Below are 19,568 nucleotides of genomic sequence, written 5' to 3' on the forward strand. Positions count from 1 at the left end.
GCGTTCAGGCCCAATGATTGCCCCATCGACTACGCCGTGGGGGCTTCAAGAATGGCGGGTCGATCGCTTTGGCTCGTAGAACGGAAAGAGACCGCAGGGAGTTGAACAATGGGCAATGTCCAGACCGCCGCCAGCGCAGGGGAATTGCTGTGGCGGCACACGCCGAGTGGCGAGCTGGTCGATCTTGGCCGGCCGCATAGGGTGCCGTTGGGGCAGTTGCGTTTGCAACGTGCTCCCAAGGGCATTTTGAGTCGACGCGAAACCCTTTTGCTCGGTGTGCTCGCGTTGGTCGTGCATGGCGCGGTGATTTACTGGGTCAGCCAGAAGCCGACGCCAGTGCTGCCGGTGGTACCGCCGGAAATTCCGCCGATGACCATCGAGTTTTCGCGTCCGGCTCCGCCCGCGCCGCCGGTTGTTGCGCCGCCACCACCGGCGCCCGTGGTCGAGCCGCCACCGCCAGTGGAGGACGAGTTGGCGGTGAAACCGCCGCCGCCCAAGCCGATCGCCAAACCCAAACCGGTGGTGAAACCGCCGCCCAAACCGGCGCCAAAGGCAGTAGAGCAGCCGCCAGCGCCAGCGAAACCGATAGCGCCCGTCGCCGCACCAGCGCCGGCTGCGCCACCGGCACCGGCGCCCGTTACCCCGGCTTCAGCCAACGCTGCGTATCTGAAAAATCCGGCGCCGGAATACCCGTCGCTGGCCCAGCGGCGCGGTTGGGAAGGCACGGTGTTGTTACGGGTGCATGTGTTGGCCAGCGGTAAACCGGGCGAGATCCAGATTGCCAAAAGCAGTGGCCGGCAGCAGCTCGACGACGCAGCGCTCAACGCTGTAAAGCGCTGGAGTTTCGTTCCGGCCAAACAGGGTGATGTCGCCCAGGACGGCTGGGTCAGCGTGCCCATCGATTTCAAGATTCATTAAACCGAAACCAAATTCGCGCGAAATGTTTACACGAGGGAACACATCATGACGTTACTGGCATCTCCACTGGAATCCATCGAAAGCGCGGTGATCTGGCTGCTGGTGGTTTTTTCCGTCGCCACTTGGGGCCTGGCGTTGCTCAAGGCTGTGCAGTTCGGTCGTCTGAAAGCGCAGGATCGGCGCTTTCACAAACGTTTCTGGGCGGCGTCGAGTCTGGATGCCGCGGCAGAGTTGAGCGAAACCCAGCCCGGCGCCGCAGCGCGAGTGGCGCAGGCTGGCTATGCAGCGATCCAGGTGGGCGAGGCGCCGCAGGCGAATGATCTGAGCCAGGCGATCAACCATCAGGATCGCCTCGAGCGTGCCTTGCGCCAGCAGATCGTCCGCGAACGGCGTTCGCTGGAAACCGGTCTGGCGGTTGTCGCGAGTATCGGCAGCACCTCGCCGTTCATTGGTCTGTTTGGCACGGTGTGGGGAATCATGGAGGCCTTGAAAGGCATCAGCGCCGCCGGTTCGGCGAGCCTGGAAACGGTGGCCGGCCCGATCGGTGCGGCACTCGTCGCGACCGGCGTGGGGATCGCCGTTGCGGTGCCGGCGGTGCTGGTTTACAACTATTTTTTGCGAAGGCTGAAACTGACCGCCGCGGATCTGGATGACTTCGCCCACGACTTCTACAGCCTGGCGCAGAAGAGCGCGTTCCGCGTGCTGATCCACCCGACCGCACACAAAGTGGCAACGTCGGGCAACGCGGCAAAAGTGAAGGAGGCGTCCTGATATGGCCTTCTCCACGCAAGACACGGATGAGGTGCTCAGCGAAATCAACGTGACGCCGCTGGTAGACGTGATGCTGGTGCTGCTGGTGGTGTTTATCGTCACCGCGCCGCTGCTGACCAACGCGATCCCGATCAACCTGCCGAAGACCGAAGCGGTGGCACCGGTCGAGCAGAAGGATCCGCTGGTGGTGAGCATCGACGGCGTCGGCAAACTGTTTATCAACAAGGACGAGATTCAGCCCGACTTGCTCGAATTCAACCTCAAGTCGGCCAAAGCCAAGGACCCTGAGGTGCGCGTGCAATTGCAGGCCGATGACGGGGTGAATTACGGCGAAGTGGCGCGTGCCATGGCTTCGATCGAACGGGCGGGGATTACCAAGTTGTCGGTGATCACCGCGCGGTGACAGATTTTCGTTTTTCCGGGGCCGTCTCCTTGGCAGGGTGCGGCCCTTTTTTTGCGTTCAGTTTTTGAAAAGCCCCTCACCCTAGCCCTCTCCCGGAGGGAGAGGGGACTGACCGGGTTGTCTGGCGGCTATACACCGATATGAGAAATCCAGTCGAACTCAAGATTTGAAGAGCCTGAAGATCAGCCCCCTTTCCCCCTCGCTCCCTGGGGGAGAGGGCTGGGGTGAGGGGGAAGAATCTCACGCCCTACACAGATCACATATTCGATACAGGTCTTAATAAATAGCTTCTTATTCCTTAACGAATATAACTCCTCTCCCTATACTCGACCCGGAACAGACACGACGCAGGAGAGCTTCCCCATGCGCAACGAATCAATCCGCTACCTGATTGTGCCGGGCTGGCAAGGATCGCCAGAAGATCATTGGCAAAGCCATTGGCAGAACAGCCTGCCGAACAGCGCACGGGTGGAACAGGCCGATTGGCTGACGCCGCGTCGTGAGGACTGGGTCGCCGCGCTGGCCGAAGCGATTGCCGCCGACAGCACGCCAGTGATCCTCATCGCTCACAGCCTCGGTTGCATCACCGTTGCCCACTGGGCGGCGACTGCGCCGCTGCAATACCTGCGTCAGGTGCGCGGGGCGTTGCTGGTTGCGCCGGCCGATGTCGAGCGTCCTGCCTGTGCGCCGGCACTGCGCAATTTCGCGCCGATCCCGACGGATCTTTTGCCGTTTCCCAGTCAGGTCGTCAGCTCCGACAACGACGCCGCCGTCAGTGCCCCGCGCGCGCTCGAACTGGCACGCAACTGGGGGGCGGAGGCGGGGATTCTTGCCGGTGCCGGGCACATCAACGTCAAGTCCGGGCATCAGCGTTGGGAGCAGGGTTTCGCCTATCTCTATCGCCTGCAAAACCGCCTGGAAGACCACGCCCGCCGTCGCGCCTGATCTAATTTTTCAACGCCCCCGTCGGCTGGCGGTTTTGGGCGGGAGCCTGCCATGAGTTTTGAAACCTTCGGTCAGCCCTTGCTGACCTTTCCCGATGCGGAAAAAAGCCCTCTGAGCATTCGCGCCAAGGCGCTGGTGTTCGTCGACCCACGCTCGAGGCAATTGCGCGAGGAATTGGAGCAGTTGGCTCCCCGTTCGATTTCAGTGTTGATTCGCGGTGAGACTGGCACCGGTAAAGAGCTGCTCGCCCGGCATATCCATCGCGCCAGTGACCGCAGCGGTCTGTTCGTTTCGGTGAACTGCGGCGCGATCAGCCCGACCTACGCCGACGCCGAGCTGTTCGGCTACGCCGCCGGCAGTTACAGCGGTTCGGCCAGCAGCCGCGCCGGCTGGTTCGGTTCGGCCAACGGCGGCACCTTGTACCTGGATGAGATCGGCGACCTGCCGCTGCCGATTCAGGTCAAGCTGCTCGCGGCGCTGGAAAATCACGAAGTCACCCGCGTCGGGGCGCATCAGCCGAGCCCGGTGGATGTGCGCCTGGTGGCGGCGACCAGCATCGATCTGGCCCAGGCCGTGGACGCCGGGAAATTTCACGAGCGGCTCTATCACTATCTCAGCGAGGGTCATCTGGAGCTGCCGGCGTTGCGCGCGCGGACCGGCGACATTCTCTCGCTCGCCGAGTATTTCCTTGGCATCTACAGCCAGCGTCTTGACCTGCCCGTACCGCTGATCAGCGAAGCGGCGCAACATGTGCTCGAACAACACAGTTGGCCGGGCAACACTCGCGAACTGGAAAACGTCATTCACTTTGCCCTGCTGGTCAGCACCGGCGACGAGATCCTGCCGGAACATCTGAATCTGCCGCCGGTGCTGACGCAGATCGAAAGCCAGATCAAACAGATCCTGACCACCGGCTCCCCCGCTGACCAAGCCGCGCTCAAGCAACTTCTGGCGGACGCCAAACTTCTGTAGGAGCTGCGGCACGCTGCGATCTTTTGATCTTCAGCTGTCTCAAAGCCTTGAAAATCAAAAGATCGCAGCCTTCGGCAGCTCCTTCAGTTGAGGTAGAGCTGTATGAACAAAATGGAATATGAAGCTGAATAAACGTTATTGTCCGGGAATAAAAAATCCGGGTATTGTCCGCCTCACGCCAGCGATATCACTTCACTGGCACACGTATTAAATGCCGTCGTCGATGACGACCGTGATTTTCGATAAGGACACTGCATGAAAAAGGTTCTGTTGTTTACCGCATTGGCGGCTGCGCTGACGGCTTCTTTCGCCAACGCCGGCGAGAAACTGGTGGTTGCCGCAACGCCGGTGCCCCACGCTGAAATCCTTGAGCTGATCAAACCGACCCTGGCCAAAGAAGGCGTGGATCTGGAAATCAAGGTCTTCACCGATTACGTGCAACCGAACGTACAGGTTGGTGAAAAGCGTCTGGACGCCAACTATTTCCAGACCCTGCCGTACCTGAACAGCTTCAACCAAGGCAAATACAAGGACGACAAGTCCAAGTACCTGGTGACCGTGCAGGGCGTCCACGTTGAACCGTTCGGTGGCTACTCGAGCAAGTACAAAACCTTGGCTGAACTGCCGGATGGCGCCACCATCGCCATCCCCAACGAAGGCAGCAACAGCGGCCGTGCGCTGATCCTGCTGCAGAAGGCCGGTCTGATCGAACTGAAAGATCCGAAAAACGCTTTGGCAACGCCGAAAGACATCGCCAAGAACCCGCACAAATTCAAGTTCAAGGAACTGGAATCGGCCCTGCTGCCGCGCGTGCTGAAAGAAGTTGATCTGGACATGATCAACACCAACTACGCGCTGGAAGCCAAGCTCAACCCGCAGAAAGATGCGCTGGTGATCGAAGGCGCTGACTCGCCGTACGTGAACTTCCTGGTGGCCCGTGAGGACAACAAGAACAGCGACGCGATCCAGAAACTGGCCAAGGCCCTGACCAGCCCGGAAGTCAAAGCCTTCATCGAGAAGAAGTACAGCGGCGCGGTATTGCCGGCGTTCTGATCTGACGCTTGAGTAAATCCGCTTCAGACGTGAAAACGCCGATGGCCAGTGATGGTCATCGGCGTTTTTGTGTGTCTTGAAAAGCCCCTCACCCTAGCCCTCTCCCAGAGGGAGAGGGGACCGATTGGGGGATGCTGTAGAGGCCCGTCGACCTGTTCGTGCGTCGCTGAATCCATAATCGACTCGGTTCGTCAGGTCGATGTACGACGAAAGACACCACGGTCGGCCCCCTCTCCCTTCGGGAGAGGGTTGGGGTGAGGGGCTTTCGACTTACGCTGTAGTCTTCAACGCCCGGCGCAACGCCCTGAGCAATTTCACAATGTCCTGCGGATCCAGCCGCTGCGGCACTTTTACGTCCATGTTGTTCTTCCTTGTGGTGGATGGGCCGGAGAGTCTGGCCAAAAGCTGTGGGTCCTTGGAGGTCTTTCCTGAAAAAAAGATCCGTCCTACAGCGCAAGGAAAAATAGCCGTCTTATTCCTTCCCGGCAAACCCGCAGAATAATGTTTAAGCGATATGAATGTGGGCAGCCCAGATGGGCTAAGCAAAATTCGGTCACCCAATATGTGCGCAAAGAGCTGAGTGATGACACCCGGCCTGAGAGTGTGATTGGTGAAGGGGGCAAGTGGTTGGGGTGATTGCCCGTTGGATCAGCGGTGAGGCTCGCCCCTCACCCCAGCCCTCTCCCAAGGGAGAGGGAGCCGATGTCTGGGCTTTTCAAAATCAGGTTCGACTTCAGGCTTTCAGGTCGGCGTAACTCTCGCAAACAACTCGGTGAAGTCCCCTCTCCCTCTGGGAGAGGGTTAGGGTGAGGGGCTTTTCGCTGGCACCCTCAATCCGGCCACTGCCACGCCGGCTCATCCAGCACCCGCTGCCCGACAATCCCGGTCTGGCCCAGCGTCTTCTCCAGCACGATGCAATTGCATTCCGGGTCTTCCTGCAACGCCGAGATCAATCGTCGTGCATGGGATACGACCCACACCTGACACTGCTCCGAAGCGCGAATGATCAGCCGCGCCAGCGCCGGCAGCAGGTCCGGGTGCAGGCTGGTTTCCGGTTCGTTGAGCACCATCAGCGATGGCGGTCGTGGGGTCAGCAGGGCGGCGATCAGCAGCAGATAACGCAAAGTGCCGTCCGACAGTTCTGCCGCTGACAGCGGTCGCAACAAGCCTTCCTGATAAAACTCGATAGCGAAACGGCCACCGGCCAACAGTGCAATGTTCAGCCGCGCGCCGGGAAACGCATCGCTGATCGCCGCGCTCAGTGCTTGCGGATCGCCAATCTCGATAATCGTCTGCAAGGCCGCCGCCAGATCACGGCCATCGTGGTGCAGGACGGGCGTGCGCGTGCCCAGTTGCGGCTGACGCACCGGCGCGTCGGCATCGCTGCGAAAGTGATCATAAAAGCGCCAGCGCCGGATGAATTCGCGCATCTGAAACACTTCCGGCGAGCTGCGCAGATTGCCGACCTGATCGAACAGGCTATCGAAGTTCGGTGTGTGTTGCGCCAGTACATCCCAGGCGCGACCTTCGCGGGCGCGGATCATCGGGCCGTTGCGGTCGACCAGCAGGCTTGCCGGGCGAAACACCGGGCCGGCCCAGATGCACTCACGCTTGATTTCCGGGTCGAGGGAAAAGCATGAAGTGCTCGGCTCCGGCAGGCCCAGGCCGATGGCGTAACTGAAGTCCTCGCCGGCGAATCCCAAGCGCAACCTTTTCACGCCTTGGCGCACCGTCGGCTCGATCGCCACTTCACCGTTGCGCATGCGTCGGCTGATGGTTTCCGGCCCGGCCCAGAACGTCGATTCCAGCCCGCCCTCACGCGCCAGTGCATTGACCACACCGCCCTGGGCGGTTTCCGCCAGCAGGCGCAAGGCGCGGTAGAGGTTGGACTTGCCGCTGCCGTTTGGTCCGGTAATCAGGTTCAGGCGCCCGAGCGGAATCACCAGTTTGTTGATCGAGCGGTAATTGGCCACGGCCAGGGTGTTGAGCATGAAATCCTTCTCCGGGTCACTGCGATACGCGGGGAGCATACCTTTAATGAGATAAATCTGGTGTTGGCGTCCGCAACCGTGGAACCCTGTTCTAAGCTCTGAAGTCGTATCGTCTCGACAGCAGCATTTAAGGCCAAGGAGTGTGCATGGCGGGTCCCGGATTGAAAGTGCTGATGGCCGTGAGCGCCATGGCGTTGCTCACCGCTTGCGGCGACAAGAAGCCTGCTGAGGAATACTTGCCACGGGTCTTTGTGCAAGAGGTCGAACCGGCCAACTACGCCGCAGCGGTGACCCTCACCGGTGATGTGCAGGCGCGGGTGCAGACCCAGCTGTCATTTCGCGTCGGCGGCAAAATCATCCAGCGCATGGTCGATGTCGGCGACCGCGTCACGGCCAAACAGGTGCTGGCCAAACTCGATCCGAAGGATCTGCAGACCAACGTCGATTCCGCTCAGGCCCAGGTCGTCGCCGAACAGGCCCGCGTGAAGCAAGCGGCAGCCGCTTTCGTGCGTCAGCAAAAACTCCTGCCCAAGGGCTACACCAGCCAGAGCGAATACGATTCGGCACAAGCCGCGCTGCGCAGCAGTCAGAGCGCATTGAGCGCGGCGCAGGCGCAGCTGGCCAACGCCAAGGACCAGCTCGGCTACACCGCGCTGATCGCCGATGCACCCGGGGTGATCACCGAGCGCCAGGCCGAAGTCGGCCAGGTGGTGCAGGCCACCGCGCCGATTTTCAGTCTAGCCCGCGATGGCGACCGCGACGCGGTATTCAATGTCTACGAATCGCTGCTGGCCGAGCGTCCGTCCGATCGTTCGATCGTGGTCAGCCTGCTCGACAATCCCGAGATCAAGACCACCGGCACCGTGCGTGAAATCACGCCGTCGGTGTCGGCGCAATCGGGCACCGTGCAGGTCAAGGTCAGCCTCGACAAGCTGCCGCCGGGCATGCAACTCGGTTCGGTGGTCAGCGCCACCGCCAAAGGCACCGGCAAATCGGCTGTGGAACTGCCTTGGTCGGCGCTGACAAAAAACATCAGCGACCCGGCGGTGTGGCTGGTCGATGACAAAGGCGAAGCGCAGTTGCATACGGTCACGGTCGGTCGTTACCTGACCGGCAAAGTGATCATCAGCGAAGGCCTCAAGGGCGGCGAGAAAGTCATTGTCGCCGGCGGTCAGTTGCTGCACCCCGGCATGAAAGTCGAGATTGCCGAAAACACCTACAAGGATCTGCAACCGGGAGCGCAGCCATGAAGCGCCTCGGCCTGTTGTGCATGGCGTTGCTGCTGGGCGCCTGCTCGGAAAAGGAAACCCCGCCGGAACCGGTACGCCCGGTGCTGTCGGTCACGGTCAAAGCGCTCAACGAAGAAAGCCTCGGACGCTTTGCCGGGAGCATTCAGGCGCGTTACGAGAGCAACACCGGTTTCCGCGTCGGTGGACGCATCGCCAGCCGCAACGTCGATGTCGGCGCCGAGGTGCAGAAGGGCACCTTGCTCGCCACCCTTGATCCGTCCGATCAGCAGAACCAGTTGCGCTCGGCCCAGGGCGATCTGGCGAGAATCCAGGCGCAACTGATCAACGCTCAGGCCAATGCACGTCGTCAGCAAGCGCTGTTTGATCGCGGCGTCGGTGCGCAGGCGCAACTGGACGTCGCCAACACCGATCTGAAAACCACTCAGGCCTCGCTCGATCAGGCACGGGCGGCGGTCAGCCAGAGCAAGGATCAACTGAGCTACACCGAGCTGCGCTCCGATCACAAAGCCGTGGTCACCGCGTGGAACGCCGAAGCCGGGCAAGTGGTGACCGCTGGGCAACAAGTGGTGACGCTGGCACAACCGGACATCAAGGAAGCGGTGATCGACCTGCCTGATACGCTGGTCGATCAGTTGCCCAGCGACGTGGTGTTCTCGGTGGCCGCGCAACTCGACCCGAGCATCAACACCACGGCGATCATCCGCGAGATCGAACCCCAGGCGCAAAGCGCCACGCGCACCCGCCGCGCGCGCCTGACCCTGTCGGATACGCCGGACGGTTTCCGCCTCGGCACCGCGATCAGCGTGACCCTCAGCTCGGCGATCAAGCCGCGCATCGAACTGCCGGTGACGGCGTTGCAGGAAGCCGACGGTAAAACCCGGATCTGGGTCATCGACACGCAGAACAAAACCGTCAACCCGCGCGACGTCAGCGTGGTCAGCCGTGGCGACAACAGCGTGGTGCTGGCCGGTGGCGTGCAAAACGGCGAGCGCGTGGTCAGCGCCGGCGTCAACAGTCTCAAACCCGGACAATCGGTAAAACTTGACGAGGACAGTCAATGAAAGGCTCTTTCAACCTCTCCGAATGGGCCTTGAAGCACCAGTCATTCGTCTGGTACCTGATGTTCGTCGGACTGCTGATGGGGGTGTTCTCCTACTTCAATCTCGGCCGCGAAGAAGACCCGTCATTCACCATCAAGACCATGGTGATCCAGACCAAATGGCCGGGCGCGACCCAGGAAGAAACCCTCAAGCAGGTCACCGACCGCATCGAGAAAAAACTCGAAGAGCTCGATTCCCTCGATTACGTGAAAAGCTACACCCGCCCCGGCGAATCGACGGTGTACGTGTACCTGCGCGACACCACCAGCGCTGAGGACATTCCGCAAATCTGGTACCAGGTGCGCAAGAAGATCGACGACATTCGCGGCCAGTTTCCCCAGGGCATTCAGGGGCCGGGGTTCAACGATGAGTTCGGTGACGTGTACGGCTCGGTCTACGCCTTCACCGCCGACGGCCTGACCATGCGCCAGTTGCGCGATTACGTGGAACAGGCGCGGGCCGAGATCCGCAACGTGCCGGGGCTGGGCAAGATCGAAATGGTCGGCCAGCAGGACGAAACGATTTACCTGAATTTCTCCACGCGCAAACTTGCCGCGTTAGGTATCGACCAGCGCCAGGTGGTGCAGAGCCTGCAATCGCAGAACGCGGTGACTCCGGCCGGGGTGATCGAGGCGGGGCCGGAGCGGATTTCCGTGCGCACCTCGGGCCAGTTCGAGTCGGAGAAAGATCTGGCCGAGGTCAATCTCAAGCTCAACGATCGCTTCTATCGTCTGGCCGACATCGCCGAGATCAGCCGTGGCTACGTCGACCCGGCGACACCGGAATTCCGCTTCGACGGCAAACCGGCGATCGGCCTGGCGATTGCCATGCAGAAGGGCGGCAACGTTCAGGAATTCGGTAAGGCGCTGCACGAGCGAATCGACCAGCTCACCGCTGACTTGCCTGTCGGCGTCGGCGTGCACACCGTTTCCGATCAGGCGGTGGTGGTGGAAGAGGCCGTCGGCGGTTTCACCAGCGCGCTGTTCGAAGCGGTCATCATCGTGCTGGTGGTGAGCTTCATCAGCCTCGGCGTGCGCGCCGGTCTGGTGGTGGCCTGCTCGATTCCGCTGGTGCTGGCCATGGTCTTCGTGTTCATGGAATACAGCGGCATCACCATGCAGCGGATTTCCCTCGGCGCGCTGATCATCGCCCTCGGTCTGCTGGTGGACGACGCGATGATCACCGTGGAAATGATGGTTACGCGCCTGGAAATGGGAGAGAGCAAGGAGCAGGCGGCGACGTTCGCCTACACCTCGACGGCATTCCCGATGCTCACCGGTACGCTGGTGACCGTCGCCGGTTTCGTGCCCATTGGTCTCAACGCCAGTTCGGCGGGTGAATATACGTTCACGCTGTTTGCGGTGATTGCCGTGGCGATGATCGTCTCGTGGGTGGTGGCGGTGTTCTTCGCACCAGTGATTGGCGTGCACATCCTCAGCGACAAGGTGAAGGCCCACGATGCCGAGCCGGGTCGCGTCGGTCGCGCCTTCAACGGTGGTCTGTTGTGGGCCATGCGCAATCGTTGGTGGGCGATCGGCGTCACCGTGCTGTTGTTCGTGCTGGCGGTGTTCTGCATGCGTTTCGTGCAGAACCAGTTCTTCCCCGCTTCCGACCGCCCGGAAATTCTGGTCGACCTGAACCTGCCGCAAAACGCCTCGATCGACGAAACCCGCAAGGCGGTGGACAAGCTCGAAGCGACGCTCAAGGGCGACCCGGACATCGTGCGCTGGAGCACTTACATCGGTCAGGGGGCGATCCGTTTCTACCTGCCGCTGGACCAACAGTTGCAGAACCCGTACTACGCGCAACTGGTGATCGTCAGCAAGGATTTCGAAGCCCGCGAGGCACTCAGCCAGCGCTTGCGTGAGCGCCTGCACAAAGACTTCGTCGGCATCGGCAGCTACGTGCAGGCTCTGGAAATGGGCCCGCCGGTGGGGCGTCCGATTCAGTATCGAGTCAGCGGCAAAGACGTCGATCAGGTGCGCAAACACGCCATCGATCTGGCCACCGAACTGGACAAGAACCCGCACATCGGCGAGATCATTTACGACTGGAACGAGCCCGGCAAAGTCCTGCGCATCGATATTGCCCAGGACAAGGCGCGGCAACTCGGGCTGTCGTCCGAAGACGTCGCCAACCTGATGAACAGCATTGTCAGCGGCTCACCGTTGACCCAGGTCGATGACGATATCTACCTGATCAACGTGGTCGGTCGCGCGGTGGATTCCGAGCGCGGTACCCCGGAAACCCTGCAGAACCTGCAGATCGTCACGCCGAGCGGCACCTCGATTCCGCTGCTGGCGTTCGCCACCGTGCGCTATGAACTGGAACAACCGCTGGTCTGGCGTCGCGACCGCTTGCCGACCATTACCATCAAGGCCTCGGTGCGCGACGAGATTCAGCCGACCGATCTGGTGAAACTGCTCAAGCCGTCGATCGATGCTTTTGCCTCGAAACTGCCGGTCGGCTACAAGGTCGCCACCGGCGGCACGGTCGAGGAAAGCGGCAAGGCCCAGGGGCCGATTGCCAAGGTGTTGCCGCTGATGCTGTTCCTCATGGCAACGTTCCTGATGATCCAGTTGCACAGCGTGCAGAAGATGTTCCTGGTCGCCAGTGTGGCGCCGCTGGGGTTGATCGGCGTGGTCCTGGCGCTGGTGCCGACCGGCACGCCGATGGGCTTCGTGGCGATCCTGGGGATTCTCGCGCTGATCGGCATCATCATCCGCAACTCGGTGATTCTGGTGACGCAGATCGATGAGTTCGAGCAGAAAGGCTATGCGCCGTGGGACGCGGTGGTCGAAGCCACCGAACACCGGCGCCGACCGATCCTGCTGACCGCAGCGGCAGCGAGCATGGGCATGATCCCGATCGCCCGCGAAGTTTTCTGGGGGCCGATGGCCTACGCGATGATTGGCGGCATCGTCGTGGCGACCCTGCTGACGCTGCTGTTCCTGCCGGCGCTGTATGTGGCCTGGTACAAGATTCGCGAGCCTGAAAAAGAATCTTCCTGAAGCAAAAGAAAAAGATCGCAGCCTTCGGCAGCGCCTACAGGGAAACGCATTCCAACGTAGGAGCTGCCGAAGGCTGCGATCTTTTGATCTTCAATCAACTCGACGCCACACGCTCGCCAGCCACGGCTGCTGTTCGCGCGGCAAGCCCGCAGGCCGGTAATAATGCTCCAGCTCGACAAACCCCGCCGCCGTCAGCAACCCGCGCCAGGCCTCGAGATCGTGATACGAGCCGTAGCGCGGCCCGTTCCAGCCCTCTTGGTTGTCGCCACGCGGATTGGAACTGAACAGCACGCCACCCGGTTTCAAGGTGCCGTGCAGTTGCCGTAGCACTTGCGGCAACACCTGCAACGGCACATGAAACAGCACGGCATTGGCGAAGATCCCGTCGAAGCGCTCGGCGGGTAGATCAAGCTTGAGAAAGTCCTGCTGCCAGACTTCGCAACCGCTGTCTTCGCGGGCCATGCGCGCGAACTCCTGCGAGCCATCGAGGCCGATCGCGACGTGGCCCATGCGCGTGAAGGTTTGCAAATCCCGCCCCGGCCCGCAGCCGAAATCGAGAATCGTGAAAGGTGCTTCACCGTGAATGTGACGCAGCAAGGCCTCGATGTTCTGGCTTACATCGTGGTCACGAGTGCCTTCACGGAAATCCTCGGCCACCGAGTTGTAGTGACCAAGGGTGGTGGCGGTGATCTGTTCGAGGTCGCTGGGCGTTTGCTTCATGATCGATGCTGTATTGGCGGCGTGAGGGCGGACTATAAGCCTTTTCACCGGCAAAAAAACGCCGCCTGCGCTGGGGCCAGTGCAGGCGGCAATGGGTGCCAGGCTTCAGTGCTGCTTCGCTCCCAGACAATCGATCGAGCGGTCCATCATCGCCTTGGCCATTTCCAGCAGATGCCAGACCGAAAACACCATGGCCCGATCCGCGCCCCCGAGCTGGTCACCGCATTGATGGACGGTCACCGAGGCGCAGCGCAGTAGATCGGCAACATACAGTTGGGCGTCCTCCAGCGTCACATCTTCGCTGATGCTGTAAACGCGTTTCTGTCCCGCCAACGTGACCTGATTGCCGGCCAGATGCGAGTCGACGGCGCGGCACAGTGCAGAGCGATCCTTGAGCAAATCCTCGGTGAACCGCTTGCTTGAGGTAAGGCTGAGTGGCGGATCGGCAAGATTTTTTTCCATGGGTAAACTCCTGACTTCAAGTGGGAGCCAACCATTTCGCGACTAAACGAGCAGGACGGCGGCTGCACGCGGATCAGTCGCCGGCCGGACAACTGAATCCAGTCACCGCAAAACAGTGACGACCGGAGATTAGCTACAGGATATTTCGGGTACAAGCGGGCAAATTATTCTAGGAATCGTCCTGCAAACCCCCGTGGTTCGGGCTGGCGAAACGACAAAAGTGGTGTAGGAAGCATCTGATTTTTGAGAAGGGCGTTGCCTAAGATATCGCGATCACAAGGGCCTGATTGATGGCCACCTGCCGCCATCGACCTTAGCGCTTATTCAGTCCACGCGCCAGCCCGTCTGAATGACCGCATGGGTGCGCAAACCTGAATGCAACTGGTAGTTCTTACAGTATCGGGATGGAGAAAACTGGTTCAGTCTCGGCGTATAGACATCAGGGACTCGCGTAGCCGTGAATACCCGCCATGACACCGCCACTCCGACCTTGTCGGTAATTGACCCGCGCGCACTGGTGGTTCGCAGCGTTGCCTATTGCCGACACCCGGATAAAGCCGACATCGAATCGCGCATCACCCGGCAGATTTTTGATGAGGCGGGGCGTCAGGTAGCGTCGTGGGATCCGCGTTTGTACGGCGTTGCGCCCAAACCGAATCTGGCCACACTCTACGCATTGAGCGGTCAAGACTTACTCGCAGACAGCGTCGACGCCGGTTGGCAGGTGCGGCTGTTGAATGAAGCGGGCTCGATGTGTTCTGGCTGGGATGCGCGGGGCAGTCAGAGTCACCGCCAATACGATGATCTGCAGCGACCGCTAGCCCTCACCGAGCAGGCGCACGACGGGCAGCCTCGCGTGGTCGAGCGCTGGACCTATGCAAAAGCCACCGATGATCACGCACAGCACAACCAGTGCGGTCGACCGATCCGCCACGACGACCCGGCCGGCAATCGGCACTTCGATCACTACGGCCTCGGCGGTGCAGTGGTGGTGGAGTCGCGACGCTTTTTGATCGAGCTCGAGACGCCTGACTGGCCACTCGAACCCGACCGGCGGGATGACTATCTCGAGGAAACAACCTACGTCACCCGGCAGACTTTCACTCCAACTGGCGAGTTGCAGCATCACACCGACGCGGTAGGCAACCTTCGGACCCAGCATTACAACATCGCCGGGCAAGCTTGCGCGACCAGGCTGTTGCAGGCCGGCGAGGGCAGGCAGCCGAAGTGCCTGGTCAGCGCGATTCGCTACAACGCGCAGGGTCAGATCGAAAGCGAAACGGCCGGCAACGGCGTCATCGCCCGCGCCGAATACAGCCGCGATGACGGCCGGTTGCTCAGACTGCTCGCCAGTGTCGGCACGCATCCTCCGTTGCAGGATCTGAATTACGTCTACGATCCGGTGGGCAACATCATCAGCCTGGAAGACAAGACTCAAGCCGTGTTCTGGCTCAACAATCAGCGCATCGATCCGGTCAGTCGGTATCGCTACGACAGCCTTTATCAACTGGTCGAGGCCAGCGGCTGGGAAGTCAGCCAGCCCAGTCATGGCCCGGCCTTGCCGGAGCTGCTGCCAACGCCGCTGGATCCTAATCAACGGCGCAACTACACGCAGAAATTCGACTACGACGCAGCGGGCAACCTCATCACTCGCCATCACAGCGGTGCGCCAGGTTTTTCGATGTACACCTCCCAGCGCAGCAACCGAAGCCTGGCGCAGCGCGACGATGGTTCCTTGCCCGGAGAAGCGGAGATAGCGCTGGGATTTGATGCGGCGGGTAATCAGTTGGAGTTGCAACGCGGTCAGGCCATGTACTGGAACGTACGCAATGAGTTAAGCCGGGTTGTGTTGGTGCAGCGTGCGGATGAAAGCGATGACTACGAGTGTTATGGCTACGACGAGCCGGGGCATCGGTTGCGTAAAACGACTGTCAGCCAAGCGTCCGGTCAGACGCTGACGGTAGAAGTTCGTTATCTGCCGGGGCTCGAGATTCATCGCGAAGTCGATGGTGTCGAGCGACATGTCGTCAATGTCGACACCGGGCGCAATCGGGTACGACTGCTGCACTGGCCAAGCGGGGTGGAAGGCGACCAACTGCGTTACAGCCTCAGTGATCATCTTGGTTCCAGCACGCTGGAATTGGATGATGGTGCGGGGATTTTGACTCAGGAGCACTATTACCCGTTTGGTGGCACGGCGTGCTGGGCTGGTAAGAATTCATTGGCGGTGAAAAACAAAACGATTCGCTACTCAGGCAAAGAGCGGGATGCGACCGGTCTTTACTATTATGGATATCGTTATTACGCGCCGTGGTTACAACGCTGGACAAGTCCCGATCCTGGCCGAGATATCGATGGAATCAATCTTTACGCAATGCTAGGAAATAGTCCGCTGATTTTCGTTGATGAACAGGGGACGATCAGAGGTTTGAGTAGCGTTTTGAGCGGCGAAAGTGACGCGGAACATGCGCGCAGGGCCCATTTCAAATTGCATTTGCTCCCCAGCATCATGGCTAGAAAGGACACGGATAAGAGTTCTGCCATTGGCAAAATTAAAAAGCTGGCGCGCATCCAGAGCGATGTGGCTGCGGATGAATTGCTGGAAGCCGCTGTTGATGTCATATCCAGGGCGAAACTGACTTTCAATATCAATCCGCAAAACATCCCTGATCTAGAAGGTGATGGCCTCATGAATATGTGGCATCAGGGGGTTAAACCGGGTTTTGCAACGGAGATCCGGGATGGTTTCGAAATGGGCATGTTTGACTATGCTCATTCCCCTTCCAGAATAATAAAAGAGTATGGCTCGCTAGATCATTCGAAATTCAATGGGGATTTCAGGCCTGTTTATGGGGCTTTGAAACTCTCTGCCGGTCTGGCCAGCGCGGGTGGCGCTTCAGCCTATGGGGCTGCTGCCTTCCATCTGAAAGATGAGTCACGTAAATATATGACGTTGACCGGAGTCGACAGCTTTGATCTGAAGCCTTCAATCAATAATCTGGCTTCATTTGGAAATCTGTATCCAGTGTTTCACCAAATGCAATCCAAAACGTGGCAAGTATTGACAAGGATTATGTCGGGTGTCGAAACGGGTCTGGCTTCGCCTGATGAGTATGTGGAGTGGCAATCTCATAACAGCGTGAAGTGGAAAGACATGACGAGTCTGATTTTTCAGACAAGAGAAAACATGGAAAACACGCTTGATCAGGGAAATACCCGGGCTTTTCTGAAAAAAAATTCGATTACTCCAGGTTATGTCGGGTGAACACTCACAGTAGCGCCACCAGTTCGCATCCGATGGTGGGCGCTGGCGTCCCAGCCATCGGAAGCAAAGAGTCTGCTTCACCGCTTGTTCAACCCCCGAGCCAACCGATCCCCACCCAACTGAATCACCGCCACCAGCGCCACCAGCAAGACGATCACCGTCAACATGATCTGGCTGTCGAAGCGCTGATAGCCGTAGCGGTAAGCTATATCCCCCAGCCCACCAGCACCAATTGCCCCAGCCATGGCCGACGAATTGATCATCGTCACCAGGGTGATGGTGAAACCGCCGACAATCCCCGGCAGCGCCTCGGGCAGCAGCACATGCCAGACGATATGCCAGCGCCGGCAACCCATGGCCTGCGCGGCTTCGATCAGACCATGATCGACCTCGCGCAGACTCACTTCGGCGATCCGTGCGAAGAAGGGCGTTGCGGCGATTGTCAGCGGTACCACAGCGGCCCACACGCCATAGGTGGTGCCGACGATCAGGCGGGTGAACGGAATCAGCGCAACCATCAGAATCAGGAACGGGATCGAGCGGAACAGGTTGACGAAGGCGCCCAGCGCACGGTTCAACAGCGGCGCCTCATAGATCCCGCCCTTGTCACTGGTGACCAGAATCACCGCCATGGGAATCCCCGCCAGCAGCGCGATCAGCGACGACACGCCGACCATCAGGAAAGTGTCGATAAAACCCTGCAGCAAGCGATCAAACCACATAGCCCAATACCTCCACTCGTTGCGCCCATTGCCCGGCGCGTTCGCGCAATTGCCCGGCGCTGAACGCCGAGCCGCTGACGGCCAGCAACAGCTGCCCCAGTGCGTGACCCTGAATCCTTTCCACGCCGCCCTGAAGCAGCTTCACTTGGCCACCCAACGCCGCAAACAACGCGGCCAGATCCGGCTCATCAGCGGCACTGCCGGTGAACTGCAAACGCAACACCACCGCTGCATTTGAAGCCGTTGACTGCGTCAGCAAACGGCTCTGCAATTCTTCCGGCAAGGCGTGTTGCAGCGGCGCGAGCAAGGTCTGGCTGACCTCGTGTTGCGGATTGCCGAACACTTGCCACACCGGCCCTTGCTCGACCGCATGGCCATGCTCAAGCACGACGACGCGATCGCAGATCTCGCGGATCACTGCCATTTCGTGAGTGATCAGCACAATGGTCAGGCCCAGGCGTTTGTTGATCTCGCGCAACAGGCCGAGGATCGACTGCGTGGTTTCCGGGTCGAGCGCCGATGTCGCTTCATCGCAGAGCAGAATGTCCGGGTCATGCACCAGCGCACGGGCGATGCCGACACGCTGTTTCTGCCCACCGGAGAGTTGCGCCGGGTACGCCTTGTGCTTGCCTTGCAGGCCGACCAGTTCGAGCAGTTCGCGAACCTTGTTGTCGCGCTGCTCCTTCGGCACGCCGGCGACTTTCAGCGGCAACTCGACGTTCTGCCAGACGGTCTTGGCCGACATCAGATTGAAGTGCTGGAAGATCATGCCGATGCGCCGGCGCAGGGCGACGAGGCGGTCTTCATCGAACTCGCCGATATCCACCTGATCGATCAGCACCCGCCCCGACGTTGGCTGCTCCAGGCGATTGATCGTGCGGATCAGCGACGACTTGCCGGCGCCGCTGCGGCCGATGATGCCGAACACTTCACCACGCTGAATCGCCAGGTCGATGCCCTGCAAGGCCGCGACCGGACCTTGCCGGCCGTCGTAGGTTTTGCCCACGCCAATAAAGCGTACGTGGGCGCGATTCAACTCGGGGTGCAGCTCGGTTTTTTCAGCATTGTGTGGCTCTGGAAGCTCCAGTCGCCGTTGGATCGCGGCAGTCATGTTCAGCTTTCCCAACCGGCCTGATAGAGCTTGCCGTGGGCCTTGTCCAGTGCCGCGCGAACGGCCGGCGAATGCTGATAGATGTCGACGAACTTGATCAGGCGCGGGTCGGTTTTGCTCTTCGGCTGGATGACGAACTGGATCACGTATTCCTTGTGATCGAGACCGTCGAACAGCAGTGCCGAGCCGGCATCGAAGGTCTTCGCCAGTCGGATATAGGCCGGGTAACCCTGAACCAGGTCGGCGTCGTCGTACGCGCGCACCAGCTGCACGGCTTCGACCTGAAGAATCCTGATCTTCTTCGGATTGGCGACGATGTCGTCTTCGGTGGCTTTGTAGCCGACGCCCGGTTTCAGGCTGATCAACCCGGCCTTGGCGAGCAATTGCAAACCGCGTCCGCTGTTGATCGGGTCGTTGGCGATGGCGACGCTGGCGCCTTCGGGCAGCTCATCGAAGCTTTTGTATCGCTTCGAATACAGACCGACGTTGTTGATGATCCCCGGTGCGAATGGCACCAGATCGAAACCGGACGCGGCTTTGGCGTTTTCCAGGAACGGAATGTGCTGGAAGTAATTCACATCGATGTCGCCAGCGGCGAGGCTGACGTTGGGCGCGATCCAGTCGGTGAATTCCACCAGTTCGACTTGCAGGCCCTGTTTGGCGGCCTCTTCGACGGCGGCCTCCAGCGGAATCGCAAACGCGGCGGTGGTGCCGATTTTCAGCGGCGCATCGGCAGCAAACACCGCCGAGCTGAACAGGCCGAAGGCCAGGGCCAGTGCTTTGACTGGGTGGGACAGGGTTTTTTTGGTCATGGTGGTTTTTCCAGTCAGTGCATGAATTTTTGCTGTCGGGGAGGGCCTCTTCGCGAGCAGGC

Annotated in this window: 16 protein-coding genes; 10 read left to right on the forward strand and 6 right to left on the reverse strand. The window is 60.2% G+C overall.

Features of this window, described 5'->3' with window-relative positions; genetic code table 11:
• The first annotated feature begins 108 nt into the window (after positions 1-108).
• The 6 genes from ASG55_RS12500 (at position 109) to ASG55_RS12525 (ending at position 5,062) form a co-directional block, all read left to right on the forward strand.
• Complete coding sequence (locus ASG55_RS12500; protein WP_056787036.1) at positions 109-918, forward strand: energy transducer TonB; 810 nt, start codon at positions 109-111, stop codon at positions 916-918.
• 45 nt (positions 919-963) lie between these two features.
• A complete protein-coding gene (locus ASG55_RS12505) occupies positions 964-1,689 on the forward strand; it encodes a MotA/TolQ/ExbB proton channel family protein (RefSeq protein WP_041477454.1) in 726 nt (241 codons plus the stop codon).
• 1 nt (position 1,690) lies between these two features.
• Positions 1,691-2,092, forward strand: coding sequence for an ExbD/TolR family protein (locus ASG55_RS12510; RefSeq protein WP_056787038.1), 402 nt, complete (start codon positions 1,691-1,693; stop codon positions 2,090-2,092).
• Between the two features lie 363 nt (positions 2,093-2,455).
• Positions 2,456-3,037 (forward strand): alpha/beta hydrolase, encoded by a 582-nt coding sequence (locus ASG55_RS12515; RefSeq protein WP_041477456.1) that lies wholly within the window; start codon positions 2,456-2,458, stop codon positions 3,035-3,037.
• 51 nt (positions 3,038-3,088) lie between these two features.
• Positions 3,089-4,009, forward strand: a complete 921-nt coding sequence (locus tag ASG55_RS12520; protein ID WP_041477457.1) for a sigma 54-interacting transcriptional regulator — start codon at positions 3,089-3,091, stop codon at positions 4,007-4,009.
• Positions 4,010-4,264: 255 nt separating this feature from the next.
• Positions 4,265-5,062 carry a MetQ/NlpA family ABC transporter substrate-binding protein gene (locus ASG55_RS12525; protein WP_056787041.1) on the forward strand — a complete coding sequence of 266 codons (798 nt, stop codon included), beginning with the start codon at positions 4,265-4,267 and terminating at the stop codon, positions 5,060-5,062.
• A gap of 830 nt (positions 5,063-5,892) precedes the next feature.
• Here the strand turns inward: ASG55_RS12525 and ASG55_RS12530 are convergent.
• Positions 5,893-7,053, reverse strand: a complete 1,161-nt coding sequence (locus ASG55_RS12530; RefSeq protein WP_056787044.1) for an AAA family ATPase — start codon at positions 7,051-7,053, stop codon at positions 5,893-5,895.
• Between the two features lie 146 nt (positions 7,054-7,199).
• On the opposite strand from ASG55_RS12530, the gene ASG55_RS12535 reads away from it, so the two are divergent.
• From ASG55_RS12535 to ASG55_RS12545, 3 genes are read left to right on the forward strand one after another with little or no spacing between them, the layout of a single operon-like run.
• Complete coding sequence (locus tag ASG55_RS12535; protein ID WP_056787047.1) at positions 7,200-8,303, forward strand: efflux RND transporter periplasmic adaptor subunit; 1,104 nt, start codon at positions 7,200-7,202, stop codon at positions 8,301-8,303.
• Positions 8,300-9,364, forward strand: coding sequence for an efflux RND transporter periplasmic adaptor subunit (locus ASG55_RS12540; RefSeq protein WP_041477460.1), 1,065 nt, complete (start codon positions 8,300-8,302; stop codon positions 9,362-9,364). The genes ASG55_RS12535 and ASG55_RS12540 overlap by 4 nt, the downstream gene beginning before the upstream one ends.
• Positions 9,361-12,414, forward strand: coding sequence for an efflux RND transporter permease subunit (locus ASG55_RS12545; RefSeq protein ID WP_056787048.1), 3,054 nt, complete (start codon positions 9,361-9,363; stop codon positions 12,412-12,414). Before ASG55_RS12540 ends, ASG55_RS12545 begins: the two co-directional genes overlap by 4 nt.
• Positions 12,415-12,504: 90 nt before the next feature.
• Here ASG55_RS12545 and ASG55_RS12550 read toward each other — a convergent pair whose 3' ends face one another.
• Both ASG55_RS12550 and ASG55_RS12555 read right to left on the reverse strand, forming a co-directional pair.
• A complete protein-coding gene (locus ASG55_RS12550) occupies positions 12,505-13,134 on the reverse strand; it encodes a class I SAM-dependent methyltransferase (RefSeq protein WP_056787053.1) in 630 nt (209 codons plus the stop codon).
• A 105-nt stretch (positions 13,135-13,239) separates the two neighbouring features.
• Positions 13,240-13,596 (reverse strand): DUF6124 family protein, encoded by a 357-nt coding sequence (locus tag ASG55_RS12555; RefSeq protein WP_041477463.1) that lies wholly within the window; start codon positions 13,594-13,596, stop codon positions 13,240-13,242.
• A 457-nt stretch (positions 13,597-14,053) separates the two neighbouring features.
• Here ASG55_RS12555 and ASG55_RS12560 point away from each other — a divergent pair, with 457 nt between their 5' ends.
• Positions 14,054-16,861, forward strand: a complete 2,808-nt coding sequence (locus tag ASG55_RS12560) for an RHS repeat domain-containing protein (RefSeq protein ID WP_056787055.1) — start codon at positions 14,054-14,056, stop codon at positions 16,859-16,861.
• A 77-nt stretch (positions 16,862-16,938) separates the two neighbouring features.
• On the opposite strand, the gene ASG55_RS12565 is transcribed toward ASG55_RS12560, so the two are convergent.
• Genes ASG55_RS12565 through ASG55_RS12575 form a run of 3 tightly spaced genes read right to left on the reverse strand, consistent with a single transcriptional unit; the run spans position 16,939 to position 19,506 of the window.
• A complete protein-coding gene (locus tag ASG55_RS12565) occupies positions 16,939-17,583 on the reverse strand; it encodes a methionine ABC transporter permease (protein WP_016772208.1) in 645 nt (214 codons plus the stop codon).
• Positions 17,573-18,694: a methionine ABC transporter ATP-binding protein gene (locus ASG55_RS12570; protein ID WP_056787058.1), complete on the reverse strand. Its 1,122-nt coding sequence runs from the start codon at positions 18,692-18,694 to the stop codon at positions 17,573-17,575. The genes ASG55_RS12565 and ASG55_RS12570 overlap by 11 nt, the downstream gene beginning before the upstream one ends.
• Positions 18,695-18,696: 2 nt before the next feature.
• Positions 18,697-19,506, reverse strand: coding sequence for a MetQ/NlpA family ABC transporter substrate-binding protein (locus tag ASG55_RS12575; RefSeq protein ID WP_056787060.1), 810 nt, complete (start codon positions 19,504-19,506; stop codon positions 18,697-18,699).
• Between the last annotated feature and the right edge of the window lie 62 nt (positions 19,507-19,568).

Source organism: Pseudomonas sp. Leaf434, from assembly GCF_001425545.1.
Lineage (GTDB): Bacteria > Pseudomonadota > Gammaproteobacteria > Pseudomonadales > Pseudomonadaceae > Aquipseudomonas > Aquipseudomonas siliginis.